The organism is Polyangium sp. 6x1 (assembly GCF_029946515.1).
Classification (GTDB): domain Bacteria; phylum Myxococcota_A; class Polyangia; order Polyangiales; family Polyangiaceae; genus Polyangium.
This window is the reverse complement of record NZ_JARZHH010000041.1, coordinates 37438-63413: the sequence shown is the minus strand read 5'-3', so window position 1 is coordinate 63413 and position 25976 is coordinate 37438. Positions and strand designations below refer to the sequence as shown.

The window sequence follows — 25976 nt, the reverse complement described above, 5'->3', positions numbered from 1 at the left end:
GGTCGTCACGGTCGGAAAGCTAGCTAATTTTTCGCGACGTGTCAGGGCCCCTGTCGGTCCGCTGACGCTTTCAATCCCATGGCACAAAACCGCCGCTTCAATGGACTCCGCGTAGTTCGGTTCGCGGCCGAACACCGGGATCAGAGATCGATCCGGTAGTCTTTGATCTTGTAGAGCAGCGCGCGGTGGCTGATCTCGAGCACCTCGGCGGCGCGCGTGCGGTTGCCTTTCGTCTTCTGCAGCGCGCGGCGGATGAGGATCTCCTCGATGACGCGCGCGGTCTTCTTGATCGAGAGCTCCCCGCTCGTCAGGTGGAGCTGGATCGGATCACGCGCCTCGCGGATGCGCTCGGGCAGATCGTCGGCCTCGATGCTGTCCTTCTCGGCGAGCACCATGGCCCGCTCGATGGTGTTTTCGAGCTCGCGCACGTTGCCCGGCCAGCCGTACTCGAGCAGCAGGCGCCGCGCCTCGGGCGAGAGCGCGCGGATGTTCGTCCCGAAGCGCGCGTTGTTGCGGTTCATGAAGTGCTCGACGAGCAGCGGCACGTCCTCGCGCCGCTCCCGGAGCGGCGGGATGCCGATCGGCAGGACGTTGATCCGATAAAACAGATCCTCGCGGAACCGGCCCGCTTGCGTCTCGGCGTGCAGATCGCGGTGCGTCGCGGCGATGATCCGCACATCGACCTTGATGTCCTTCGCGTCGCCGAGCCTCCGGATCGTCTCCTCCTGCAGCACCCGGAGCAGCTTCACCTGGAGCGGGAGCGGAAGCTCGCCGATCTCGTCGAGCAGGAGCGTGCCGTGGTTGGCCTGTTCGAAGAGACCCACGCGGTCGGTCGTCGCGTCCGTGAAGGCGCCGCGCCGGTAACCGAAGAGCTCACTCTCGAGCAGGCTCTCGGGGATCGCCCCGCAGTTCACCGCGACGAACGGCCCGCCGCGCCGCGTGCTCCGCCGATGGATCGCCCGCGCCACGAGCTCCTTGCCCACGCCGCTCTCGCCGGTCACGAGCACCGTCGTCTTGTAGTCGGCGATCTTGGAGATCGTCTTGAAGATCGCCTGCATGCTCTCGCTCTTCGCGAGGATCTCCTCGAACGTGCTCTCGCGCAGGATCTCGCGCTTCAGCGCGCGGTTCTCGCGGCGCAGCGCCTCCCGCTCCTCGGCCTTGCGCAGCGTGAGCAAGAGCTCCTCGGCCTTGAACGGCTTCTGGATGTAGTCGTACGCGCCGGCCTTCATCGCCTCGATGGCGAGGTCGACGTTGCCGTACGCGCTCATCACGATGACCGTCGCCGGATCGCCCTTCGCCTTCAGCGTCGCGAGCAGATCGAGCCCCCCGAGCCGCGGCATCCGCACGTCCGTGAGGATGAAATCCGGACCAAAAGACTCGAGAAGCGCGAGCGCCTCCTCGACGCCCGGCGCCACCTCCACCTCGTAGCCGTCACGCTTCAGGAAGGAGCGAACGACGACCCGCAAGTTCTCTTCGTCGTCGACGACCAGGACTCGACGCATGGATCCTCGCAAACTTTTCTACACGGATCGAGGCTACCCTGCAACGGTTGCACTGGAGGCACGATTGACAGGGGCTTCCATGAGCCGTATCCCCGGGCAGCGTCAGTCATCGTTTGGGGGCTCTGCTCGGCAAGCCGAGCTGCGCCCCCAAACCCCGCGGGGCGGGGACCGAGGATCCTTATTCATGAGCGTGATCGATCGACTGGGAAAGAAGCTGTCCTCCTCCAGCGCCGTGATGCGCCTCATCAGCAACGACCGCGTGATGCAGGTGGCAACGGGCCTGATGGACGCGCGAGGCCGGCTCGAAGCGGCCGCCGAACGCGCCTCCGAAGCCTGGAGCATCCTCCTCAACGGCCACGCGCTGCCCACGATCGACCCGGCCCTCGACGGCGGCGACGAGGTGGTCGCGAAGAACCCCGCCTCCGTCGCGGTGTCGGCAGCCCCGACGAACGGCGCCGCCGCGCACGCGACAAACGGCGCCGCCGCGCACGCGACGAACGGCGCCGCGCACGCGACAAACGGCGCCGGGACGGCTGAAGCCGCGAGCGTCGAGGCGCCGAAGCCGGCGGGACCCGGCAGCGCAGCGGAGGAAAAACTCGCCCAGCAGATGGCGTCGCGCACCTCGCTCTCGCGCATCGGCGGCCGGGACGTCTTCGAGAAGTGTTACAAGTTCATGACCGCGGACAACGCCCGCGCCATGGGCGTCTACCCGTTCTTCCGCCCGCTCGACTTCAACAACGGGCCGGAAGCGCAGCTCGAAGGCCGCAAGGTCATCATGCTCGGCTCGAACAACTACCTCGGGCTGACCACGCACCCGAAGGTCCGCGAAGCCGCAAAGCAAGCGATCGACAAGTACGGCACGAGCATGACGGGCTCGCGCCTCGTGAACGGCTCGATGCGCCTGCACAACGAGCTCGAAGAGAAGCTCGCGGCCTACCACGGCAAGGAGGCGGGGCTCGTGTTCACCACGGGCTACCAGGTCAACATCGCCACGATCAGCGCGCTGCTCTCCAACAAGAAGAGCGTCGCCGTCATCGACAAGGACGACCACGCCTCGATCTACGACGGCGTCCGCCTCGGCCAGGCCGCCGGCGCGCGCATGGTGCGCTATCGGCACAACGACCCCGAGGCCCTCGACCAGGCCCTCTCCGAGCTCGACGTGAGCGAAGGCGCGCTCGTCATCACGGACGGCGTCTTCAGCGCGCAGGGCGAAATCGCGAACCTGCCCGGCATCGTCTCGGTGGTGAAGAAGCACAAGGCGCGGCTCCTCGTCGACGACGCGCACGCCCTCGGCGTAATCGGCCCCGGCGGCCGCGGCACGGCCGCCCATTTCGGCGTCGCCGACCAGGTCGACCTCATCGGCGGGACGTTCTCGAAATCCCTCGCCTCGATCGGCGGATGGCTCGTCGGCGAACGCAAGGTGCTCGATTACATTCAGCACTTCGCCTATAGCTTCCTCTTCGCCGCGAGCGCCGCGCCCCCGAGCGTGGCCGCCGCGATGGCCGCGCTCGAAGTGATGCAAGCGGAGCCCGAGCGTCAGGACAAGCTGCGCGAGAACTTCACGTACATGCGGAACGAGCTGCGCCGCCTCGGCTTCGAGCTCGGGAAGACCGAGACCGCCGTCATCCCGATTTACATCCGCGACGACCTGCGGACCGTGATGATGTGGAAGACGCTGCTCGACGAGCACTCGATCTACGTGAACCCCTTCATCACGCCCGGCGTCCCCCCGAAGCAGCAGGTCCTGCGCACGAGCTACATGGCGACGCACGAGCGCCACCACCTCGACCGCGCCCTCGAAGCATTCGAAAAAGTCGGCAAGAAATTCGGCGTCATTTGAAAAGGGTTTTGGTGGAGGGGGAGCCCTCGTTGGGGCTCCCCCTACGTCCCTCACGCCGCTTCGCTCCGTTCGGGACTACCCCGGCGCATGGCTGCTGTCTCGGCGGAGGCGTGAACGCTCGCGCACGAGAGCGCGTATCCGATCGTTCACAGCGACGCGTGAACCCGCAACCCCAAGCAACGTGAGACGGTGGCACGGTGCGTGTTACGCACCCCCATGGTACGAATACGCAGGCGCTCCGCGCGTTCGTTGCGGCGCGTCCGTCGCTGGAGGGTTTTCATGTTCTTGCGTCCATCCTTTGCCAAGCTTCTCGGCCCGAGCGCCTTGTTCCTCGTCCTCGCCGCGGCAGGCAGCGGCTACGGCGGTTGCTCCGACGCCGATGCGCAGATCGAGTGCGACGCGAACGGGGAAAACTGCATGATCTGTGACGGCTACGGCTGTCATCCCGCCAATCCGAACGTGGGCCAGGGCGGCGGCGGTGGCCAGGGCGGCGCCGGCGGGGGCAATCCCTCGTGCGACCCGAACGTGACGACCTGCGCATGCGTCGACAATGGCGACTGCCCCTCCGGCACGGTCTGCCTGGACGGTCTCTGCCTCGTCGGCTGCAACCACAGCTACGAATGCGGCCCCGGCAAGGTATGCGCGAACGGCCAATGTGAAGTCGGCTGCGACGAGAACAGCCCCTGCCAGTCCGGCTACGTCTGCGACAAGGGCATCTGCATCGCCGACCCCGCGACCGCCTGCCCGATGAAGCCCTGCGCGAGCGGCGAGGCCTGCGTCGACGGAATCTGCGAGCCCGCGTGCACCAAGAACGCCGACTGCCCGAGCGGCGAGATCTGCGACACCACGGCCGGCGGCTGCATCCCCGATCCCTCCCCCATCCCTGGCTGCGGCCCCGGCAAGGAGCCCTGCCCCGGCGCGGCCCAGTGCGGCGCGGACGGCTACTGCCATTACCCCTGCGCCGACCTCACGGCCTGCAAGCTCATCGACAATCGCTTCGTCGCCTGCGATCAGGGGCTCTGCAAGACGAACGAAGAGGTCAACCCCGAGTGTGACCTCGATACCCCCTGCCCGCCCGGCAAGGATTGCATCTCGAACGAATGCCTCTGACCGTCGATTGACGGTAGAGACGCCCCCAAAACGCCGCGGGGAGCGCGCCGGCTTTCGCCGACCGCTCCCCGCGTGCGTTTTATCAGCTCACGTCGAGCTAACGACGCTTCCTGCGAATCACGAGCGCCCCGAGGGCCGCGAGCGCGAAGAGCGCTGCATCGTTGCTCCCGCCGCCGCGACCGGCCGCGCAGAAGCCGCTGCCCGTGAGGTCGATACCGTCACCGTCCGACGACGACGGCACGTCGTCGGTCTTGTCATTCGGATCCTTCTCATCCGGATCCACGACGCCGTTCTTGTTCTTGTCCTCCTCGCCGTCGGAGAGCCCGCCGTCGTCGGTATCCGCTTCCAGCGGATCCGTCTTCGTCGCGCCCATGTCGCCGTCGGGCGTGCAATGGCCCGCCGTCGCGTCGGTCCCCGCCGCCGAGCAATCCTTGCCGAGCTCCGTCCCGTCGAAGAGGCCGTCGTCGTCGCTGTCCGGATCGAGCGCATTGACGAGCCCATCCCCGTCGGTGTCCACGTTCGGGCTCGGCTCGTCGCCGTCGAGCACGCCGTCGTCGTCGCTGTCGCCGTCGTTCGGATCGGTCCCGATCGTCGCCTCTTCGTCGTCCGTCAGCCCGTCGTCGTCGTCGTCGGCATCGCCGTCGTCGTCGCCGCCGTGACCCTTCGTCGGATCGGTCTCGCCCGGGTCGACCACGCCGTCCTTGTCCGCGTCCTCGTCGCCGTCGGAGAGCCCGCCGTCGTCGGTGTCGGGATCCACGGGCGACGTCGTCGTCGCGCCGCTATCGCCGTCGGCCACGCAGTTGCCGGCCGCCGGGTCGGTCCCGTCGCCCGAGCAACCCTTGCCCATTTCGGTGCCGTCCTTCAGCCCGTCGCCGTCGCTGTCCGGATCGAGCACGTTCTTGATGCCGTCGCCGTCGGTGTCGTCCGCGGGGTTCGGCTCCTGGCCGTCGGGCACGCCGTCGTCGTCGCTGTCGGCGTCGTTCGGATCGCTGCCGAGGCTTCCTTCGAGATCGTCGCTCAGCCCGTCGCCGTCGCTGTCCGGGTTCAACGAATCGTCGTCGCCGTGTCCCGCCGTCGGATCGGTCTCGCCGGCGTCGACCACGCCGTCGAGGTCCTTGTCCTCGGAGCCGTCGCTCACGCCGCCGTCGTCCGTGTCCGCGTCGATCGGCGACGTCGTCGTCGCGCCGAGGTCGCCGTCGGGCACGCAGTTGCCGGCGGCCGGGTTCGTCCCCGGGTTCGAGCAATCCTTGCCGCTCTCGGTGCCGTCGGCGAGGCCGTCGTTGTCGCTGTCCGGATCGAGCGGGTTGATGAGCCCGTCGCCGTCCGAATCGAGCGTCAGATTCGGCTCCTCTCCGTCGGGCAGGCCGTCGTCGTCGCTGTCAGCGTCGTTCGGATCGGTCCCGATGCCCGTCTCGAACCCGTCGCTCAGCCCGTCGCCGTCGGTGTCCGTGTTCGTCGAATCGTCCGCGCCGTTCCCGCTCGTGGGGTTCGTCTCGCCGGCGTCGATCGCGCCGTCGCGGTCCTTGTCCTCCGCGCCGTCGGACACGCCGCCGTCGTCCGTGTCGGCGTCGAGCGGGTTCGTCTTCGTCTCGCCCATGTCGCCGTCGGGCACGCAATGGCCCGCCGCGGGATCGACCCCGGCCCCATTGCAACCATTGCCGACCTCGGTCCCGTCGAAGAGGCCGTCGTCGTCGCTGTCCGGATCGAGCGCATTGATGAGCCCGTCGCCGTCCGTGTCCACGCCGGCGGCCGGCTCCTCGCCGTCGGGGATGCCGTCGTCGTCGCTGTCGGCGTCGTTCGGATCGGTCCCGATGACCTCCTCGTGGCCGTCGGGGAAGCCGTCGCCGTCGGCGTCGGGGCAGGTATTGTCGGTAATGCCGTCGCAATCGTTGTCGAGGCCATCACCGCACTCCTCGGTCCCCGGTTCGTTCGGGAACGCGGTGCACATCGGCTGGTTTTGCGCGTCGCAGATGATGACGCCCGTCGCGAGGCACACGCCCACGCCCGCGGAGCACGTCTCGCCGGCGCCCATGCAGTTTTGCGGAATGCAGCCGCCGGCGCCGCAGCTCACCGGATCGCTGAGCAGATCGGGCAGGTTCGCCGGGCCGGTGTAATCCTGCGAGAGGAACGTGCCGTTCGAGGCCGTGCCGCAGGCGATCCGCAGCGGCTGATCGAGGCTCACGCCCGCGGCGACGAGCGCGCTCCGCTCGATGGCCCAGTCGATGAAGACGTCCGGGTCCGGCGTCGCGAGCGGGAAGTTCGAGCCCGCCGCGGCCTCGCGCGCGTACCCGTAGCCCATCGCGCCCATCGTGAGCGGGTCGGAGTACGCATTGAGGAGCATCTCCGGTGCGTCGCCGGGATCGTTCGGCGTCTGCTGCGTCGTATTCGCCCAGAGCCGCACCTCGTCCGGGTTCGAGGTGCCGTTGACGAGCGTGCTGTACTCGTAATCGCTCGGATCGCTGTCCGTATCGATCACGCATCCCCAGCCGAAAGGCTGGAAGTTCGTCGCGTTCTGCAGGACCGACTCGTCGATCCGCATCCGGAAGTAATAATGCGTCGCGTCGCTGTACACGTAGGCGAGCGGGAACTGCTCATTGCCGACGATGTCGCGCGGGCCTGCCGTATCGCCTTCAGGGTCGCTGAGCGGCGTCGTCACGCCCGTCATCGGATCCGTGCGCTCGAGCGGGACCCACGTCGCGTCGTCGGCCGGGAACGTCTGCGCGCGCGCCGTGACGGGCACGGCGAGCCCCAGAAAGCCCGCGACGAGAGCGACGCCGCTCACGATTGTTTTGTGCCCCAATTTACTTCTTCGTCTCATGTTCTCCCTCGGACTGGGGTTCATGGCTATCGTCAGGGACACATATCACAAGAACCATGCCGGACGAGATCATGAATGTGCCGACTTCTTGCGCCTGCACTTCCCACTTACCACTCTCGAAATGAGGACAAGACACCGCAATTGAGGGCAGCAGTCCTCACCCCACGCGCACGCGACAGGCGCATCGGCGTAAAGTTATCGTGGGACTTTTCCTCCGTCCCGGGCATGATGCGACTCCCCTGCGGAGGTGATGGTGCTACACAAACGCTTCGGTACCGACAAGACTGGCCTGGAAACACGCTTTGACGCCCAACGGATCGCCTTCGCCCCGATCGTGTTCCAGGCCACGCGCCTCCTGCGATCGACAGGGCTGCTCGAAGCCGTCGAGGGCCGCGGCGCCGAGGGGATGACAGCCGCCGACGCGGCCGCGCAGACCGGGCTCTCGATCTACGCCGCGACGGTCCTGCTCGAATGCGGGCTCTCGGCCGATCTCGTGGCCTACGACAACGGAAGATTCGTCATCACGACGCTCGGCGCGTTCATCCGCCGCGACGAGATGACAGCCGTGAACATGGAGTTCGTGCACGAGGTCTGTTACCTCGGCATGCACAAGCTGGAGGACGCGCTGAAGCTCGGCAAACCCGCAGGGCTCGAGGTCTTCGGCGAATGGAAGACGGTCTACGAGGCCCTCGCGCACCTGCCCGAGGACGCAAGGCGCGCCTGGCTGCGCTTCGACCATTTCTATTCAGACGCAGCCTTCCCCGCAGCAAGCCGGATCGTGCTCGAACGCGAGCCGCGGACCCTGCTCGACATCGGCTGCAACACCGGCAAATGGGCGTCGTTATGCCTCTCACGGTCCCCCGAGCTCCGCGCCTCGCTGGTCGACCTGCCCGGCCAGCTCGAAATGGCGATGCAGAACCTGCGCGAAAAAGGCCTCGACAGCCGCGCCGTGCCCTGCCCCGTGGACGTGCTCGATCCCCACGCCGAGCTCCCCTCGGGTTTCGACGCCGTCTGGATGAGCCAGTTCCTCGTATGCTTCTCGGAGGACGAGGTGAGGACCATCCTACGCCGCGCCAGGCGCGCGCTGCGCCCCGGGGGCCGGCTCTGGATCCTCGATACATTCTGGGACACGCAGCGCTTCGACGCCGCCGCCTATTGCCTGATCAACACGTCCCCCTATTTCACGGCCATCGCGAACGGCAACAGCCGCATGTACCGCGCCGAGGACATCCTCGCACTCGCCCGCGAGGAAGGGCTCGTGCTGCAAGCGACGCACGAGCGGCTCGGGATTTATCACTCACTGCTCGAGCTGGCTCCGGGCTGAGGGAGCCTTTCTCGAAGGCGTTTCGCTGGGGCTTTGCCCCAGGCCCCACCCGGGGCTGTCCGCCCCGGGACCCGGACCAGCGCAAGCGCTGGACTCGGGGTCGAGGAACTGCGCGATGCGCAGTTCCTCGAACGGGCCAGGTCAAGACCACGGGCGACCCTGCCAGCCACGACGGTTCCACCGGCAACGCCCGTCGAAGCGTGAGACGACCGCCATGGTCTTGCCACCGGCCTGTGGGAAGAACTGCGCGGAGCGCAGTTCTTCCCCAAAGGGTCCAGGGCTGGCCCTGCAAAGAGGGGGCGGACAGCTTAAAAACTTTCCCCGCATCGACTGCGCTTCGCGCAGTCGATGCCCAGAGGTCCAGGGCTGGCCCTGGTCCGGGTCGAGGGGCGGATAGCCCCCGCGGGGCCCGGGGCAGCGCCCCGGCGCGGCGCCCCCCGATGAGCCCCCATCAAGCGCGCCGCTTCCGACGCAACCCGAGCGCCCCGAGCGCCACGAACGCCAGCACCACGCCGCCTGGCGCGCCTTCCGTTTGCCCTGTGGTGCAGGCGCAGCCGCCGCCTGCCAGCCGCACGGCTTCCTCTGGGGACACGCACTGCCCCGGCGCGGTGCTCGTCGACGTGCACACCTCGCCTGTTGGGCAGCCGTTGCCGCCTTCGCCGCGGCAGCCCTCCGTGCACGAGCCCTCCAGACAGATTTGACCGCTGTTCGGCTCGCCGCAGTCCTCGTCCGTCTCGCAGGCCCCGACGATATCGTCTGCTGGATCGAGCGGGTTTGTCTCGCCTGCGTCCACGACGCCGTCCTTGTCCTTGTCCTCCAGCCCGTCGCGCACGCCGCCGTCGTCGGTGTCGGCGTCGAGCGGATCGGTCTTCGTTGCGCCCTTGTCGCCGTCGGGGATGCAGTTCCCGGCCATCGGGTTTGTCCCGGTCCCTGAGCAATCGAAGCCGAGCTCGGTCCCGTCGAAGAGACCGTCGTCGTCGCTGTCCGGATCGAGCCCGTTGATGAGCCCGTCGCCGTCTGTGTCGACGCCCACGCTTGGCTCTGCGCCGTCGGGCGCGCCGTCGTCGTCCGAGTCGGCGTCGAGCGGATCGGTGCCGATTTGCGCCTCCTCGGCGTTTGTCAGCCCGTCGCCGTCGCTGTCGAGCTTCGTTGCGTCGTCGCTGCCGTCGTTCGGATCGATCTCGCCGGGATCGACCACGCCATTGCCGTTCGTGTCTTCGTCGCCGTCATCGACGCCGCCGTCGTCCGTGTCGGGATCGAGCGGCGAGGTCTTCGTCGCGCCCATGTCGGCGTCCGGGATGCACGTCCCTGCGGCCGGATCCGTGGCCGGCGGGCTGCAATCCTTGCCCATCTCCGTGCCGTCGAAGAGCCCGTCGTCGTCGCTGTCCGGATCGAGCGCGTTGATGGTCCCGTCGCCGTCCGTGTCGTCGGTCGGGTTTGGCTCCTGTCCGTCGATCACGCCGTCGTCGTCCGTGTCGGGATCGGTTGGATCCGTGCCGATCGTCTCCTCGACCTGGTCGCTCAGCCCGTCGCCGTCCGTGTCCACCACGAACACGTCATCGGCGCCGTTCCCGGCCGTCGGGTTCGTCTCGCCTGGATCGATCTTGCCGTCGAGGTTCCAGTCCTCCGAGCCGTCGCTCACGGTCCCGTCGTCGGTGTCCCAATCGAGCGGGTCCGTCTTCGTGAGCCCGCCGTCCGCGTCGGCCACGCAATGGCCTTCCGCGATGTTCGTCGCTGGGTCCGTGCAATCCAGGCCGAGCTCCGTGCCGTCGAAGAGCCCGTCGTTGTCGCTGTCGGGATCGAGCGCGTTGATGAGCCCATCGCCGTCCGAGTCCACGCCCGGACCCGGCTCGTCGCCGTCGCGCACGCCGTCGTCGTCCGTGTCGGCGTCGTTCGGATCGGTGCCGAGCACCTCCTCGTCGTCGTCGAACAGCCCGTCGCCGTCCGTGTCCGGCGGATCGTCGGCGCCGTGACCCGCGGTCGGGTCCGTCTCGCCCGGGTCCTTCACGCCGTCCTTGTCCTTGTCCTCGGCTCCGTCGCTCGCGCCGCCGTCGTCCGTGTCCCAATCGAGCGGATCGGTCTTCGTCGCGCCGTTGTCGCCGTCGGGGATGCATTGCCCCGCGGACGGGTCGGTGTCTGGATTGCTGCAGTTTTTGCCCATCTCCAGCCCGTCCGGCAGCCCGTCGTCGTCGCTGTCGGGATCGAGCGCGTTGATGAGCCCATCGCCGTCCGTGTCGGCGCCGAGGTCTGGCTCCTGCCCGTCGGAGACGCCGTCGTCGTCCGAGTCCCAGTCGAAGGGATCGGTGCCGAGCATCGTCTCCTGCTTGTCGAGCAGGCCGTCGCCGTCGCTGTCGAGCGGGTCGTCTTCGCCGTTGCCCTTCGTCGGGTTCGTCTCGCCCGGATCGATCGCGCCGTCCTTGTTCTTGTCCTCGATGCCGTCGGGCACGCCGCCGTCGTCCGAGTCCGGATCGACCATCGACGTGCGCGTCTTGCCCATGTCGACGTCGGCGCGGCATGCGTTCGCCGCGGGGTTCGTCGCGGGGTTCGAGCAATCGTTTCCGACCTCGGTCCCGTCGAAGAGCCCGTCGCCGTCGCTGTCCGAATCGCGGACGTTGATCTTGCCGTCGCCGTCGGTGTCGTCCGACGGGTTCGACTCGTCGCCGTCGAGCACGCCGTCGTCGTCGCTGTCGTCGTCGTTCGGGTTCGAGCCGAGGAAGATCTCGAGCTGGTTCGTCAGGCCGTCGCCATCGTTGTCCAGGTTCGAGAGCTGCTTGTCGTCCGGCGCGTTGCCCTCGGTTGGATCGGTCTCGTTGATGTCGATCCGGCCGTTCAGGTTGCGATCCTCGGCCCCGTCCCTCACGCCGCCGCCGTCGGTGTCTCGATCGACCGGCGACGTCCGGAGCGAGCCGCCGTCCGCGTCGGGACGGCAGTTCTGCGCGGCGGGGTTCGTCGCGGGGTGCGAGCAGTTCTTTCCGGACTCCGTGCCGTCGAAGAGCGCGTCGTCGTCGCTGTCCGGATCGAGCGTGTTGACGAGCCCGTCGCCGTCGGTGTCGTCCGACGGGTTCGGCTCGTCGCCGTCGAGCAGGCCGTCGTCGTCGCTGTCCTCGTCGTTCGGATTCGTGCCGATCGTCTCTTCGAGCCCGTCGCTCAGCCCGTCGCCGTCCGTGTCCGTCGTCTGGACGTCGTCTGCGCCGTGGCCTGCCGTGGGGTCGGTCTCGCCAGCGTCGACGGCGCCGTCGAGGTCGGCGTCCTCCGACCCGTCCATCATGCCGCCGCCGTCCGAATCCGGGTCGAGCGGGTCCGTCGTCGTGAGCCCGCCGTCCGCGTCGGGCCTGCAATGGCCCGCGGTGACGTCGGTACCGGGACCGCTGCAATCCTCGCCGACCTCGGTGCCGTCGAAGAGCCCGTCGTCGTCGCTGTCGGCGTCGAGCCCGTTGACGAGCCCGTCGAAGTCGGTGTCGATCCCGACGTCCGTCTCCTTGCCGTCGGCCACGCCGTCGTCGTCGCTGTCGGCGTCCGCGGGGTCGGTCCCGATCTGCTGCTCGATCGCGTCGATCAGCCCGTCGCCGTCGGTGTCGGGGCAGCCGTTGTCGAGCGCGCCGTTGCAATCCTCGTCGATCGCATTGCCGCAGATCTCTTCACTCGGCGTCCCCGCGACGGCGTTGCACGCCGTGCCGCCCTGCGGGGTGCACACGATCGAGCCCAGGACCGCGCAGGCGCCGATGCCCTCGACGCACGCGGCGCCGAGGCCGAGATCCTCGTCCTCGAGCCCGTCGCAATCGTCATCCGCGAAGTTGCACGTCTCGGGCAGCTCGCCCGGCAAGACCGCCGGCACGCACGCGATGCTGCCCGACGCGCAGGCCGTGATCCCCACGCTGCAAGCGCCGGCGAGGCCGGTCACGCAAGGCGTCCCGCCGCCCGGATCGCCGTCGTCGACGAAGCCATTGCAATCGTCGTCGAGCCCGTTGCACGTCTCGGCTTGCGGCGTCCCCGGCGTCGCGTCGCAGGTCGTGCTGCCCTGCCCGTCGCAGACGATCACGCCCGCGGTCTCGCAGATGCCGAGGCCCTCGGTGCAGCTCGTACCAAGGAAAAAACCTTCGTCCGTCTGGCCGTCGCAATCGTCGTCGAGCGCGTTGCACGCCTCGGCGTTCGATCCCGGCGCCACGTTCGGCGTGCACTGGATCACGCCGGAGAGACAGTTCTCCGTCCCCGGGCTGCACACGCCGGCGAGGCCCGTCACGCAGGCCGCGCCGCCTTCGGGGTTTCCGTCGTCGACCACGCCGTCGCAGTTGTCGTCGACCGCGTTGCACGTTTCCTCCGAGGGTTCACCCGGGAACGCGTTGCACACGGCCTGACCCGCCGCGTTGCAGTAGAACGAACCGAGCGCCTCGCAGCCGCCGGTCCCGGCGGAGCAGGGCTGCCCGTATCCAGCGCAGGTCTGCGGAATGCAGCCCGATCCGCCGCAGAAGTACGGATCACTCAGCATGAGCGCGAGCGTCGGCGAGCTCGTGAAATCGGTCGACAGCGTGGAGGTGCTGACGCCGGTCCCGCACGCGAAGCGGAGCGGCGTCCCGTCTCCGACCCCCGCGGCCTGGAGCAGCGATTTTTCGACGGCCCAGTCCACGAAGAAATCGGCGTCCGGCGCCGCGAGCGGGAACACCGCGCCCGCCGAGCTGTGCCGCGCATAGCCGAACCCCGGCTGCCCGAGCTGCAGCGGGCCGAGGTAGGCCTTCACCATCACCTCGGGCGTGTCGGTCGGCGAGTTTGGCGTTTGCTGCGTCGTGTTCGCCCAGAAGCGCACGGCGTCCGGCACCGAAATGCCGTCGACGATCGCGCTGAACTCGAAGTCCGTGGCGTCGGCGTCCGTGTCGATCAAACAGCCGAAGCTCGACGTGTTCTCGAAGTTCGACACGGAGGCGAGGGCCGTCGCGTTGACGCGCAGGCGAAAGTAGAAGTGCGTGCCGTCGGCGTGCACGTACGCCACGGGGTTCGCCGCGTTGCCTACGATGTCGCGCGGGACGGTCGCGTCGCCGGAGGCGTCGCCGATCGGCAGGTGCGTGCCCGAGCCTGCGTCGAAGCGCGTGAGCGGCGCCCACGTCGCGGCGGCGGGGAAGGTTTGCGCGGTCGCGGCCGCGGAGAGCGTGGTGGCAGCGAGCCCGAACAGCAGCGCGATGCTGCGCCCTCGGCGCCTGCGAAAGTCGAACATTCCCATGAGGTCCTCTTACGGTGCTCCGACATAACCGCGGTGACAAACACAACGCAAGGGCGATGCCGCGCACCCTTCCCGCTTTTCTCCGCCGCGCCTCGCGGTCGCCGGGATCTGCTTCCTGCGATCGCGGCGTGCGGCGTGCTTGACCGCCTCACCGTGCGCAGGTAAGCGAGCGTCATCCTCTTCATGCTACCGCGTCGCCTCCCCCGCCTCCACGCGGCTCTCGCCGCCACCGTGCTCTCCGCGCTCGTCTCCCTCGCCCCTGGCGTTGCCTCGGCCGACAGCAAGATCGCGGTCGTCGACGTCCAGCAGGCCGTCATGCAGACCGAGGACGGCATCCGCGCCCAGGGCACGCTGAAGAAGCTCTTCGACAAGCGCCAGAAGGAGCTCGACGCGAAGCAGGAGGAGCTCCAGCGCGCGCGCGAGGACATCGAGCGCCAGGCCCGCGTGCTCTCGCGCGAGGCCCTCTCCCGCCGCATGGAGGACTGGCAGCGCCGCATGGTCGAGCTCCAGACGAGCTTCGTCGACTACAACAAAGAGCTGCAGAAGAAGCAGGGCGATCTGACGGGCCCCATCCTCCGCAAGATGATGGGCATCATCACGCGCCTCGCGAAGAAGAGCGGCTACGAGCTCATCCTCGACCGCTCCGCGACGCCCTACGCGCGGCCGGATCTCGACCTCACCGAGCAGGTCGTGCAGATGTACAACTCCGGCGGCGACGGCGGCGGCGACGCCCCGCCCGAGGGCGGCGGCGACAAGCCGTCGGGAGGCGGCGACGAAAAGAAGTAACGTCGGCGCCGTCCTCCCCGCGCCCGTGCTCCTCCGTGAGCTCGCGGCGGCGCACGGGGGCATGCTCGATCCGGGACTCGAGGACGCCGTCGTGTCCCGCGTCGCTCCCGCCTTCGCGGACATCTCCGAAGGCGCGACGACCCTCGCGCCGCTGCTGTCGCGCCGCTACGTCGAAGCCGCGCGCGCGACGGGCGCCCTTCTCCTCGTCGACGCGCCGCTCGCCTCGCTCGTGCCCGCGGGCAAACGCTGGATCCACCCGCGCGCCGCGTACGCGCTCGCCTGCGTGCTCGAACGCGTGCCCCAGCCCGAGCCCGAGGACGCGCGCGCCCTCGCGCGGATCGATCCCTTCGCGAACGTCGATCCCACGGCGATCATCGGCCCCTTCGCCGTCGTGCACGCCGGCGCCGAGATCGGCCCGCGCTGCCGCATCGAGCCGCACGTCGTCGTATATGGCGGCGTCTCGCTCGGCGCGCGCGTCACCGTCGGCGCCTCCTCGGTCCTCGGACGCCCTGGGTTCGGCTGGGCGGCGTCGCCTGCGGGCGGCGTCGTGCGCGTGCCGCAGCTCGGCGGCGTGATCATCGAGGACGACGTCGAGATCGGCCCGCTCTGCACCATCGACGCCGGCACGCTCGCGCCGACCGTGATCGGCCGCGGCGCCAAGCTCGACGCGCACGTGCACGTCGGCCACAACGCGTCCATCGGCGCGGGCGCGCTCATCGCGGCGCAATCGGGGTTCGCGGGCTCGTCGCGGATCGGCGCGGGCGCGCTCGTGGGCGGGCAGGTGGGCGTCGCCGATCATTGCGAGGTCGGCGCGGGCGCGCGGCTCGCGGCGAAGGCGGGCGTCATCGGCGACGTACCCGCGGGCGCCGTGTACGGTGGGTATCCCGCGGTGGAGAAATCGCGGTGGCTCCGCGCGACGGCGCGAATTCTCGAAGGTACAGAGCGAAAACGAAAGGGGCGGTCCGGGTGACCGAAGGGGCGAACGTAAAACTCCCGATCGAGGTGCGCGAGATCCTCACGATCCTGCCGCACCGGTATCCGATGGTGATGGTCGATCGCGTGACGGAGCTCGTCCCGGGCGAGCGCATCGCGGGGCACAAGTGCGTCGCGTACAACGAGCCCTGGTTCCAGGGCCATTTCCCCGCGCATCCGATCATGCCCGGCGTCCTGATCGTCGAATCCATGGTGCAGATCGGCGGCCTGCTCGCGCACGCATCCGACCCCACGCCGGGGCCGCGTCCCAAGGTCGTGCTCTTCCTCGGCATCGACAAGGCGCGCTTCCGCAGGCCCGTCGTCCCGGGCGACAGGCTCGATCTCTCGGCCACGGCCTTGCAGCGCCGGGGACCCGTGTGGAAGCTCCGGGGCGAAGCGCGCGTCGACGGCCATCTCTGCGCCGAGGCGGAGATGCTCGCGCAGGTCGCGGACGCGTCGCCGTGACAGCGCCTTCACGGCCCTCGCGCGTCGAGCGTGGGGACTTTCAGACGCCCCTCGACCTCGCGCGGCGCGTCTCCCGCCTCGCTGCGCGGCTCGGCGCGCGCCCGGCCTCGATCCTGGAGCCCACGTGCGGCCGGGGCGCGTTCCTCACGGCCGCCGCCGAAGTTTTTCCGGACGTACCCGCGTTTGGGTTCGACATCGACCCTGGGTACGTCGAAGCGGCGCGCCTCGCGCTCGTGGGTCGCCCGGTCGAGGTTCGGCTCGGGGATTGCTTCGAGGTCGCGTGGGAGGACGTGCTCGCGGCGATGCCGGATCCGGTGCTCGTGCTCGGCAATCCGCCGTGGGTCACGAGCGCGGGCCTCGGCGCGCTCGGCTCGCGGAACCTGCCGCCGAAATCGAACTTCAAGCGCTTCCGGGGCCTCGACGCGCGGACGGGCAAGAGCAATTTCGACGTGTCGGAGTGGATCCTCTTGCGCCTGCTCGCCGCGCTCCGGGGCCGTGATTTCCGCGTGGTCGTGCTCTGCAAGAGCAGCGTGGCGCGGCGGGTGATGGAGCACGTGGCGCGCGAGGGGCTTCCGGTCTCGGGCGCGACGTACCGGATCGACGCGCGCGGCGCGTTCGACGTCGCGACGGCGGCCGTGGTGATGACGCTCGCGACGGATCCACCGGACAAACCGCCGGCGCGCGGCTGGGCGGTCTTCGATTCGCTCGACGCCGAGGCGCCCCGGCAGACGATGGGCGTGCACGGCGGGCGCGTCTACAGCGACATCGATCGATTCGAGTGGACGAAGGGCCTCGAAGGCCAATGCACGCCGGCCTGGCGCTCGGGGCTCAAGCACGACTGCGCGCCGGTGATGGAGCTCCAAGCGAAGGATGGCGCGCTCGTGAATGGGCTCGGCGAGCGGGTCGACATCGAGGACTCCGTGGTCTTCCCGCTGCTCAAGGGCTCGGACGTGGCGAATGGCCGGCGCCCGGGGAGGCGCTTCGTGCTCGTCACGCAACGCTCGCTCGGCGAGGAGACGCGGACGCTCGAGGCCGAGGCGCCGCGGGCCTGGGCCTACCTCGTCCGGCACGAAGGGAAGCTCGACGTCCGCAAGAGCTCCATTTATCGGGACCAGCCGCCGTTTTCGGTGTTCGGGATCGGCCCCTACACGTTCGCACCATACAAGGTGGCGATCTGCGGGCTCTACAAGAAATTCTCTTTCTCGCTGGTCGAGCCGCACGAGGGGCGCCCGGTGGTGCTCGACGACACCTGTTATTTTCTCCCGTTCGAGGCGCGCGAAGAGGCCGAGGCGGCGCTCCAGGCCTTGCGGAGCGAGGCGGCGCGGACCTTCTTCGAGGCGCGCGTCTTCTGGGAGGACAAGAGGCCGATCGGCAAGGCCCTCCTGCAGTCGATATCCCTCGAAGCGCTCGGGCGCTCCGCCTGACACACGCGTAAGCGCACCGACGAGCTCTCCCATCACATCGCCCGTCACCGTGGCGCTGGAATCGCTCGCGCCTTCTTTTTGGGGTGCAGACGATGTTACCATGGAAGGCTGGTCTGAATTCCTTTGGGGACCAATCACCTCTTACGGGGATGAAGCAATGAAGAGATCCCGAACTTACGAACGTGAATCAACGATGCTCCTCGGCGCGCGTGGCGGGCTCGCGCTCTCCGCGCTCCTCGCGGCGCTCGTCTCGGTCGGCTGCTCCGACGGCGGCGGCGGGGGCAACGGCGGCACCGGCGGCGCGGGCGGCGGCGGCGGCGCGGGCGGCGCGGGTACGTGCGCCCCCGGGCAGGAGGCGTGCAACGGCGCGTGCGTCGATCTCGATACGAACCCGCAGAACTGCGGCGCCTGCGGCAAGGCGTGCCCGGCGGGCGAGGTCTGCTCGAACGGCGCCTGCGCCCTCAACTGCGCCGGCGGCACCACGAAATGCGGCGATCTCTGCGTCGACACGAACCTCGACCCCGTCAACTGCGGCGCCTGCGACAGCGCCTGCGCGATGGGCGAGGTCTGCTCGCAGGGCGCCTGCGGGCTCACCTGCGCCGGCGGCGCCACGAAGTGCGGAGATCTCTGCGTCGACACGGCGAACGACCCGGCGAACTGCGGCGCGTGTGACAACGTCTGTCCCGCCGGAGAGGTCTGCTCACAAGGCGCCTGCGGGCTCACCTGCTCCGGCGGCACCACGAAATGCGGCAGCGCCTGCGTCGATACCGCGAACGACCCGGCGAACTGCGGCGCCTGCGACAACGCCTGCCCCGCGGGTGAGGTCTGCAGCAGCGGCGCCTGCTCGCTCACGTGCGTCGGCGGCACCACGAAATGCGGTAACGCCTGCGTCGACGTCTCGAACGACCCGGCGAACTGCGGCGCCTGCGACAGCGCCTGCGCGATGGGCGAGGTCTGCTCGCAGGGCGCCTGCGGGCTCACCTGCGCCGGCGGCACCACGAAATGCGGCAGCGCCTGCGTCGACGTCTCGAACGACCCGGCGAACTGCGGCGCCTGCGACAGCGCCTGCGCGATGGGCGAAGTCTGCTCGCAGGGCGCCTGCGGGCTCACCTGCGCCGGCGGCACCGTGAAATGCGGCAACGCCTGCGTCGACCCCATGAACGATCCGGCGAACTGCGGCGCCTGCGGCAATGCCTGCGCGGCCGGCGAGGTTTGCTCGAACGGCGCCTGCGGGCTCAGCTGCGCCGGCGGCACCACGCAATGCGGCAGCGCGTGCGTGAACACGACGAACGACCCGGCGAACTGCGGCGCCTGCGGCAATGCCTGCGCGGCCGGCGAGGTCTGCTCACAAGGCGCCTGCGGGCTCAGCTGCGGCGGCGGCACCACGCAATGCGGCAGCGCGTGCGTCGACACGTCGAGCAACAAGGCGAACTGCGGCGCGTGCGGCAATGCGTGCTCGTCGAGCCAGGTCTGCGCGCAAGGCGCCTGCGCTTGCCTCCCCGGGCAGAGCGCGTGCGCCGGAGCTTGCGTGAACCTCTCCGACAACAGCCTCGCCTGCGGCGCGTGCGGCACCACGTGCGGCGCGAATCAGGTCTGCGCGGCCGGCGTCTGCGCGAACCTCGCGAACGGCAATGGCAGGGTGGGCGGCACGTACACGGGCACGGTCCCGCCGACGGTCGGCGTCCTGTACGCGGGCTCGTCGATCGACCTCCAGACGAAGCTCCAGGCCACGAGCGCATTCTCGTCCGTCGGCTTCATCAACATCAGCTCGACGACGCCGACGCTGGCGCAGCTCAAGGCCTACGACGCGGTCACCGTCATGACGTACCTGTCGGTCACGGCGACGTTCGGCGACAACCTGGCCGACTATTACGAGCAGGGCGGCGGCGTCGTGCTCTTCGATTACGAGTCGCAGGAGACGGGCACGTATGCCCTGAAGGGCCGATTCGCCAACCAGTACACGCTCTCGACGCCGATCGCGGACGTCGCGTTCCTCACGACGAAGGTCACGCTCGGCACCATCCTCGAGCCGGGCAGCCCGCTGCTCACGGGCGTCACGACGTTCGGCTATCAGGGCACGTCGCCGTACCACATGCCGGCGTCGGCATTCAACAAGAACAACCCCATTGTCGTCGCGCTGTTCTCGGACAGCACGCCCGCTGTGGTCCGCGGCGTGGTGGCGAGCGGCCCCGCGGCGGGGCGGCCGCTCATCGAAATCAATGGCTTCGGCCTTTCGACGACGGGCAACAGCACGATCGGCTGGGACACGACGACCGACGCTGCGAAGCTCATCCGCAATGCGCTGCTCGCCTCGATGCCGCTGCCGGCGTTCACGACGGCGCAGCAGCTCACGTTCGCGGACCAGGCGATTTACACGCCGAGCGCGCCGCAGACGATGACGTACACGAATCCGTCGAGCAATCCGCAGACGATCACGGCGCTCACGCTGAGCGGGAGCCATATTGGCGAGTTCTCGGTGACGCCCTCGGCGCCCTTGCCGGTCACGGTCCCGGCCGGCGGCACGTTCACGGCCGACGTGCGCTTCATGCCCGCGGGCACGGGGCTCCGGGCCGCCACGCTCTCGGCGTCGGTGCAGGGGCTCTCGACCAAGGCCACGACCCTCTTGAAGGGCACGGGCATGTGATTCGAAGGGGGCCGCGCCGCGCGCCGCCCCCGCTCCGCTCCCCGCCTCCGCTCCCGCTCCCGCTTCCGGTCGAGCTCGAGAACGCGGTATCACCACGGTCCTCGACGGGCGCCTCGACGCCTCGCGCAACTGTCCTCGCTGCGGCTATCCCGTGCAGGCTTCTCGGAAGAGCTGCTACGTCTGCTCTCACGAGCTCGGCCGAGCGGAATAGGGTCCGCTCAGCGAGCGTCATCGAAACCATGCGCAGCCGTTTGTCTCTTCTCGCGCTCGGCGCCCTCCTGACCTGCTGCTCTCACGGCGGCCCGCCGCCTCCACGAGAGGCCGCCTCGAGCTCGCCCAGCGCCTGCGACGAGCTCCCGTTGTTTCGCGTCTACGAGGAGCACGGTGCCTCTCATCGACGAAGCGCTCACCGACTCGAGCTCGATCTGCCGGTGGATCTCCACTCCCTCGATTGTGGAGCGCCCGATAGCTACGGACACGAAATGACGCTCACGCTCGTGCTCGGCAGCGTCGCGGATCGTTGCGTGATCGAGGAAGCGTTCGCGGTCGGAAAAGCCTACGGTCCCCCTGACTTCCCGTCGGGTTCCTGGAAAAACACCTTCACGATAACCGGCGCTCCAGATCTTGCGTCCGCCGATCTGCAGCAGATCGAGCTCCGAGATCCGACCCGCCGGGAGGCGCTCCTGCTCCTCGGGACCCGTTACTACTTCTACGAGGGCGTCGTCGACGGAGGTCGATTGAAGCCAGAGCTCAAACCCGAGGAGGCGAGCGACTGCTGCTACGGCTTCACGAGCGCCAAAGCACTGCGCTGGTCATATCCGAGCCCCTGAACGGACCGATCTCTCATCGAGATCAGCCTCCGCTTCCGCTCCCGCTACGGGTTCCGGCACCCCTGACTCGGCGTACCCCGGTGGATCCGCGTCTCGCAGACGCCGGATCGCCCCCTTTAGCGCGACCTGGTGCCACTTCCGACCCCCTGGCCGCCCTTTGGGGCATCCCCGGCGCCAGTCCACGCAGGACCCTTCTGACCGTGCTCGTACAAGGGGAGGTCACGGCGGCGGCGGCCGGCGACTTCGATGCCGCGATGGTCGCGCACGATGCCGCTGGCCGACTCCTCTCGATGATCGCCTCCGATGACAGCACAGCCGCCGCGCAGTCGGCGCACGCGGCCGTCGGCACGCTACTTCGGGCCATGAAACGACGGTGAGCTCTCCGACCTGCGGGCCCCGCTCGGATCCGGGGGGGGTGGCGCCCGTTCGGGCACCCTTTTCCGCCCTCAAACGTTCCTCGTGGAACGATGCGAAGGCGGTTGGTGTTACGGCTTTGCCTACGGAGACATCAATGCCAAAGGGTGGGTAGAGGAATCCAGGACTTCGGCCCGAACGACTGGGGCTTCATTCTCAACTCGTGCATGGATCTCCTCGATGGATCGAAACGGGCAGGGGGGCCTACTCGATGTACTCGTGCATCGGACGCCCGTCGATCCCGCCTACTCGATGTACTCGTGCATTGGACGCCCGTCGTCCGATGGCGCCTCGGCCCCCTTCGCGGAGGCATCGCCCGATCGCGGCGACGGGAGGCTGAAGTCTGGCGAGGCGCTCTCTGCGGCTCGCGCCGGAGGTACGTTTGAACGACGAATTGCCGGTCGGCGCAAGGCTCAAGCCGTTGCTGAGAAAAGCTGTAGAGCAGGAGAACGGCCGTCAGAGGGTAGACCCGCTATCGATGATGGCGCCTGTTGCGACGGCGCCTCTTGCACGTACACACTGTTTCACCTTGGATTCCTGTTCCATCACAGCTTGCGCAGGAGCAAATCGCAGCACCATCACCACTGCACTTTGCATTACACTGCGGTTCAATTGCACGACCGCATCGTATCATCGGACATTGGCACCAGGTTTCGCTTTCGACAGTCAACGCGGACTCGGATGAATCCACAGAAACGTCGGATTCTGAGGCGACCTTCGGTTCGGATTCGGATGAATCAACGGTGATTTTCGACTCTGCATTGGTGGTCGGTTGGGAAGTCGACAAACCATCCCAGTCTGCGCAGGAATCGTGCGCCAACAAAACCACGACTGCCGCAACGGGTACGTTCATAAAACGGATCTTCATGTTCCCCACCCCACTTGAATCATCCCATAGGGAAGTTCGGTTATCCGAGCAAGTGAGCGCAGTCGGAGAGTAGAACTCATCCCATAAACCATCCAGTAGGTCCATCAGCTCCACGCCGCATCGTGGTACGGTACGAGCGCCACGTCGAAAACTTCCTCGGCTTCGTCCACCTCGGATGCATCGTCGTGTATCTCAGGAGACTCCTGGACGGTTTATGAGATGAGTTCTCGATAGAAATGGGAATGCGCCGGCTGACGGGCGACGTGGAGAGGTTGGCCGCGGCGAGCCGGGGGGAGACTCTGCGCCTGTGAATCTGGCTCCGAGCGCGCGGCCTCGAGGGTCAGGGCTGTTTACCGCTCCGGTAACGCCTCCGGAATCGGCTTCCCTTCCTCCACGAGCTTCCACAACGTCGGACAACGCCGGTCGAGTTTCTCGAAGCAATTGCCCTTGACCTTCTTCACGAGCTCGTCTTTCGACGGGGGCGGCGATTGCTCGCGCAGCAAGCGAAAGTAGCGCAGCACCGTGGGGGTCGGGCGCCCCCAGTGTTTGCCGAGCTGGGCGTGCTTCAAAGCCACGTTCACGTCCTTCGGGACGCCTCGCCCTTCCTCGTAGAGCGCGGCTAGCCGAGCGTGACAGAACTTCTCGTCATCCTGCATGATGAAGCCGCACTTCTCGTAGAGTTTCGCGGCCTTTGCCGGATCGGCCGGTTGTCCGAGGCCCTCCTCGGCGAGCCGCCCCAGGACGTACGCCGCGAGCTGGTCCTCGTCCTCGAGCCCCGCCTCGGCATAGCGGCGCGTCTCGGCGAGGTCGCGCCCCAGCTCGAGCATCGAATACGCCGCGTCACCGCACGTCGGATGCCCCTCGGCGCAGCGCTTCGATTGCTCGGTCGCGATCCGCTCGTGAATGGCGCGTACCTCCTTCCATGCCTTCCGCTCCGGGTGTTCCCGCAGGAGACTCCGAACGACGTCGTGGCAGGTCTGGATATACGTATCGCATGCCTTCTGCGCGAAGCGCTTCCGATCCGCATCGGTCGCGATGCTGTCGTCGCCAGAGCTGTTCACGATGGTGAGGCACTCGGTGCCGAGACCCCGCTCGCAAGCCTTTGACGACCAAGCGGATGAATCGATCGTGGATCCGAAACGGTACGCAAGGCAGAGCGGGTCTCCTCCGGTATCGCAGAGGTCCTTCACCATCGCGTTCCAGCGCTCGTCGTAGCGAACTTCGAGCTTGTCGACCTCCGCCCTCTTGATGAACGCGCAGGCAAGTTTGCTCCCGAGGTCGCAGCCGCGCCTCGCGATGGCCGGGACACGCTCGATGTTGGGCCGCCCGAAGGGTTGGGCCCCGTAGGCGTGCTCTGCCTCGAGCACGAGGACCAGCGTGTCTTCGCAGCCCTTCACCGCCCCCTCGTCGCATTGCTTCCGAAGCGCCTCGAACCGCTCGTTCGGCGACATCCGCCACGCCGCACGCTGCGCCTGGCTCCCGGCGCTCGACGACCCCGAGGGGATCGGCGCGGGTGCGTTCGAGACAGCAGGCTCCGGCTGCGGCGTCGCCTTCTCTCGGTTGCAGCTCACGACCCCGACGACCCCTGCGAGGAGAGCCCACTTCCCCCGCGCCGAAAGGCGAGCGATTCGCATCATGGCGGACGTCATCCTTCCCTGAAATAATCTAGCAATGGGCCTGTGAGGGCGCGTAGCCGCTCGGCCCCCTCGACATCGGACCTGACGTAGGTGAAGTCCCATGCGAGGACCGCATCCGTGGTATGCGCGACGGTGTTACCTTTTTCGTATACGGGCAGGATCATGTTTCGAGGGCCCGGAACTCCTGGCAGTGCCTTCGTGAAGGCAGCGGGCACCATCGTCATTCCCTCGGCCACGAGCCGCGCGCCGTTCGGTTGCACTGGTTCGCTCTTCAACCGCCGGATGATCTTCGCGCGCCCTGGAAACGCCGGGTCGGCGACGTTCGTGAGGACTTGCGCCTCGCAGTAGTTCACGTCGATCGAGAGTCCGCCGTCTCCGCCGAACCGGAACCAGCTACTCCCCTTCGGCGCATGGGGGCCGTGCTTGGCCATGAAATCCGAGAGCTTCATCTTTCGGCCTCCCACGGCCCACATGCACCGCGCAAGCACGCCGATCGGAAGAAACAGAAACCACCACGGCTGCACGGAGGAAAAACCAGGGGTGTTCCGGAGCGACCAGAGATAACGGGTCACCGTGTAGTTCTGATGATCCTCGTCCCCGTAGGTCCGGAGGAGCTTGCTCACGAAGAGCACGTGCTCGGGCATGAGCTCCGTCGTCGTCCCCTTGCGCTCCGTCAGCACGAGCCGCGCGAGGCCGACGGGCCGAGCCTTCTTCATCACCTCGATTTGCCGCTGCAGATCGGGCACCGCCTTGGGGATCCCCACCCCGTTCGGGCCCGAATCCAAGCTATAAACGCTCGAGAAGGCTCGCGTATCCATGTTCGCCCCCGTTCCGGGCTCGAGCACGAGGCCACGACCGAGAGAGCGGCCATCGCCGTCCTTCTCCGCCTCCATCGCGCTCCTCGACTGGCTCCCGCCGTTTGCATCGAAGAGCTGGACGCGAGTCTTGTCCTTGTGGATGCGCAGGATTTGGTGGATGTGCGAGCCGCCCGGCTGGCCTTGCCAGCTCACTTTCACGGGACGGAGCTCGGCACCGGGCGTGTCCTTTTGCCCCTCGAAACCAGCTGTTTCTTCCTGCTCGATCGCGGCGACCACCTCTTTGAGTTTGTCTTTCCTCTTGCTGGTTCTAAGCTCGATAAGGGACGTCAGGGCTGCAACGCGACTGTCATTTGGGTAAACAACGGCCTTCACCTGAACGCTGACATTCGCGAGTTGGTGATACTTGTGATACGTGTACACCGATCCGGGCGCGAGCGGCGGCGACTCCGCGCACATCTTCGCCACTTCCCGTACCGGCTTGTCGTCCTTCCAGGACCAATCCAGGCTCTTGAACCCGTCCGCCGGTGCCGCCGAGAGACCGACCACGCCCTTGATGTACTGAAGCTCCCGCTTCGCATACTCGATGCGATATCCACGCGCGATCAGGCCGTACGTCGCGAGATACTGGCACGCGCAGCACATGGGTGAAGCCGGATCCTCGTTCGGCTTCCAGGCTCGCGCGGCGTCCTCGGCATCCGCGATGAATCGCTGCTGCGGCTCCTCCCACGACGTCACACTGCGGCCGATGGTGTCGATCTTTGCCTGACCGCCTTCCATCTTCTGTTTGCGGACGGTCGCGTGCTCGAGGTACTCGCTCTGCAGCCGCGAGAAGATGTATTCATCCCAGGCCTTGTCGTCGCCCTCGCCCATCTTGTAGCCGACGCCCGTGCCGTCGTAGTTGATGGCGGAGAACAGCTCCGAGAAGACCTGCGCCCATTGTTCCTCCAGGCCCATCGGATCCTCGGCCCAGTCGAGGATGATGGGCTCCTGGCTCTTCCACGCCTCACGCAGATATCCGTGGATCGGCCCGGACAGGTCCGCGTTCATCGTTGAGCCGCCCGCATCGAGGCGCGCATAGATCCACTGAAGCACGTGCTCGAGGAAGTTTGCGCTTTTCATCTCCTCGGGCGAGACGGAATGCTCGAACTTGTAGTCGGTTTTTGAACGCCAGGTCGCTTCGGGCGGCACGTCCGCGACCGCGTCGTTGATGCCCACGAGGATCATCGGAGGCAGCTTTGTCTCGGCCGTGTAGGCCACCGACGTGATGCGACCGTCGCTCGTCACCGATAGCTTCGGGCTTCCCATCGTTCCC

General features: G+C 67.9%; 15 protein-coding genes. 10 read left to right on the top strand and 5 right to left on the bottom strand.

The window, feature by feature from the left end; all coding sequences use genetic code 11:
* Positions 1–140: 140 nt before the first annotated feature.
* On the bottom strand, positions 141–1502 hold the full coding sequence (locus QHF85_RS31480) for a sigma-54 dependent transcriptional regulator (protein WP_281331074.1): 1362 nt from the start codon (positions 1500–1502) through the stop codon (positions 141–143).
* A 184-nt stretch (positions 1503–1686) separates the two neighbouring features.
* Between QHF85_RS31480 and QHF85_RS31475 the strand changes: the two genes are divergently transcribed.
* Together QHF85_RS31475 and QHF85_RS31470 are read left to right on the top strand one after the other, a co-directional pair.
* On the top strand, positions 1687–3342 hold the full coding sequence (locus QHF85_RS31475) for an aminotransferase class I/II-fold pyridoxal phosphate-dependent enzyme (RefSeq protein ID WP_281331073.1): 1656 nt from the start codon (positions 1687–1689) through the stop codon (positions 3340–3342).
* 279 nt (positions 3343–3621) lie between these two features.
* Positions 3622–4452, top strand: a complete 831-nt coding sequence (locus QHF85_RS31470; protein ID WP_281331072.1) for a hypothetical protein — start codon at positions 3622–3624, stop codon at positions 4450–4452.
* A gap of 97 nt (positions 4453–4549) precedes the next feature.
* On the opposite strand, the gene QHF85_RS31465 is transcribed toward QHF85_RS31470, so the two are convergent.
* The gene (locus tag QHF85_RS31465; protein WP_281331071.1) at positions 4550–7234 is read right to left on the bottom strand and encodes a hypothetical protein; all 2685 of its coding nucleotides are present in this window, start codon (positions 7232–7234) and stop codon (positions 4550–4552) included.
* 286 nt (positions 7235–7520) lie between these two features.
* On the opposite strand from QHF85_RS31465, the gene QHF85_RS31460 reads away from it, so the two are divergent.
* Positions 7521–8594, top strand: a complete 1074-nt coding sequence (locus tag QHF85_RS31460; RefSeq protein WP_348652776.1) for a class I SAM-dependent methyltransferase — start codon at positions 7521–7523, stop codon at positions 8592–8594.
* A gap of 451 nt (positions 8595–9045) precedes the next feature.
* Here the strand turns inward: QHF85_RS31460 and QHF85_RS31455 are convergent, their stop codons facing one another.
* Complete coding sequence (locus tag QHF85_RS31455) at positions 9046–13806, bottom strand: MopE-related protein (protein ID WP_281331069.1); 4761 nt, start codon at positions 13804–13806, stop codon at positions 9046–9048.
* Positions 13807–13989: 183 nt separating this feature from the next.
* Between QHF85_RS31455 and QHF85_RS31450 the strand changes: the two genes are divergently transcribed.
* From QHF85_RS31450 to QHF85_RS31420, 7 genes are all read left to right on the top strand, one after another.
* Complete coding sequence (locus tag QHF85_RS31450) at positions 13990–14592, top strand: OmpH family outer membrane protein (RefSeq protein ID WP_281331068.1); 603 nt, start codon at positions 13990–13992, stop codon at positions 14590–14592.
* Between the two features lie 25 nt (positions 14593–14617).
* On the top strand, positions 14618–15562 hold the full coding sequence (locus QHF85_RS31445) for a hypothetical protein (protein ID WP_281331067.1): 945 nt from the start codon (positions 14618–14620) through the stop codon (positions 15560–15562).
* Positions 15563–15588: 26 nt separating this feature from the next.
* The gene (gene fabZ / locus QHF85_RS31440) at positions 15589–16029 is read left to right on the top strand and encodes a 3-hydroxyacyl-ACP dehydratase FabZ (RefSeq protein ID WP_348652777.1); all 441 of its coding nucleotides are present in this window, start codon (positions 15589–15591) and stop codon (positions 16027–16029) included.
* Positions 16026–17453, top strand: a complete 1428-nt coding sequence (locus QHF85_RS31435; RefSeq protein ID WP_281331065.1) for a hypothetical protein — start codon at positions 16026–16028, stop codon at positions 17451–17453. Before fabZ ends, QHF85_RS31435 begins: the two co-directional genes overlap by 4 nt.
* Positions 17454–17610: 157 nt before the next feature.
* A complete protein-coding gene (locus QHF85_RS31430; RefSeq protein ID WP_281331064.1) occupies positions 17611–20097 on the top strand; it encodes an MXAN_6577-like cysteine-rich protein in 2487 nt (828 codons plus the stop codon).
* A gap of 482 nt (positions 20098–20579) precedes the next feature.
* A complete protein-coding gene (locus tag QHF85_RS31425; protein ID WP_281331063.1) occupies positions 20580–20927 on the top strand; it encodes a hypothetical protein in 348 nt (115 codons plus the stop codon).
* A 200-nt stretch (positions 20928–21127) separates the two neighbouring features.
* Positions 21128–21304, top strand: coding sequence for a hypothetical protein (locus QHF85_RS31420; protein WP_281331062.1), 177 nt, complete (start codon positions 21128–21130; stop codon positions 21302–21304).
* Between the two features lie 1255 nt (positions 21305–22559).
* Here the strand turns inward: QHF85_RS31420 and QHF85_RS31415 are convergent.
* Positions 22560–23846: a hypothetical protein gene (locus tag QHF85_RS31415; protein ID WP_281331061.1), complete on the bottom strand. Its 1287-nt coding sequence runs from the start codon at positions 23844–23846 to the stop codon at positions 22560–22562.
* Between the two features lie 8 nt (positions 23847–23854).
* Complete coding sequence (locus QHF85_RS31410; protein WP_281331060.1) at positions 23855–25969, bottom strand: hypothetical protein; 2115 nt, start codon at positions 25967–25969, stop codon at positions 23855–23857.
* Positions 25970–25976 lie beyond the last annotated feature (7 nt).

Excerpts from the sequence above, each read along its gene's own strand:
- QHF85_RS31480 (WP_281331074.1), bottom strand. The coding sequence starts at position 1,502 with ATGCGTCGAGTCCTGGTCGTCGACGACGAAGAGAACTTGCGGGTCGTC.
- QHF85_RS31475 (WP_281331073.1), top strand. The coding sequence starts at position 1,687 with ATGAGCGTGATCGATCGACTGGGAAAGAAGCTGTCCTCCTCCAGCGCC.
- QHF85_RS31470 (WP_281331072.1), top strand. The coding sequence starts at position 3,622 with ATGTTCTTGCGTCCATCCTTTGCCAAGCTTCTCGGCCCGAGCGCCTTG.
- QHF85_RS31460 (WP_348652776.1), top strand. The coding sequence starts at position 7,521 with ATGGTGCTACACAAACGCTTCGGTACCGACAAGACTGGCCTGGAAACA.
- QHF85_RS31455 (WP_281331069.1), bottom strand. The coding sequence starts at position 13,806 with ATGGGAATGTTCGACTTTCGCAGGCGCCGAGGGCGCAGCATCGCGCTG.
- QHF85_RS31450 (WP_281331068.1), top strand. The coding sequence starts at position 13,990 with ATGCTACCGCGTCGCCTCCCCCGCCTCCACGCGGCTCTCGCCGCCACC.
- QHF85_RS31430 (WP_281331064.1), top strand. The coding sequence starts at position 17,611 with ATGAAGAGATCCCGAACTTACGAACGTGAATCAACGATGCTCCTCGGC.
- QHF85_RS31425 (WP_281331063.1), top strand. The coding sequence starts at position 20,580 with ATGACGCTCACGCTCGTGCTCGGCAGCGTCGCGGATCGTTGCGTGATC.
- QHF85_RS31415 (WP_281331061.1), bottom strand. The coding sequence starts at position 23,846 with ATGATGCGAATCGCTCGCCTTTCGGCGCGGGGGAAGTGGGCTCTCCTC.
- QHF85_RS31410 (WP_281331060.1), bottom strand. The coding sequence starts at position 25,969 with ATGGGAAGCCCGAAGCTATCGGTGACGAGCGACGGTCGCATCACGTCG.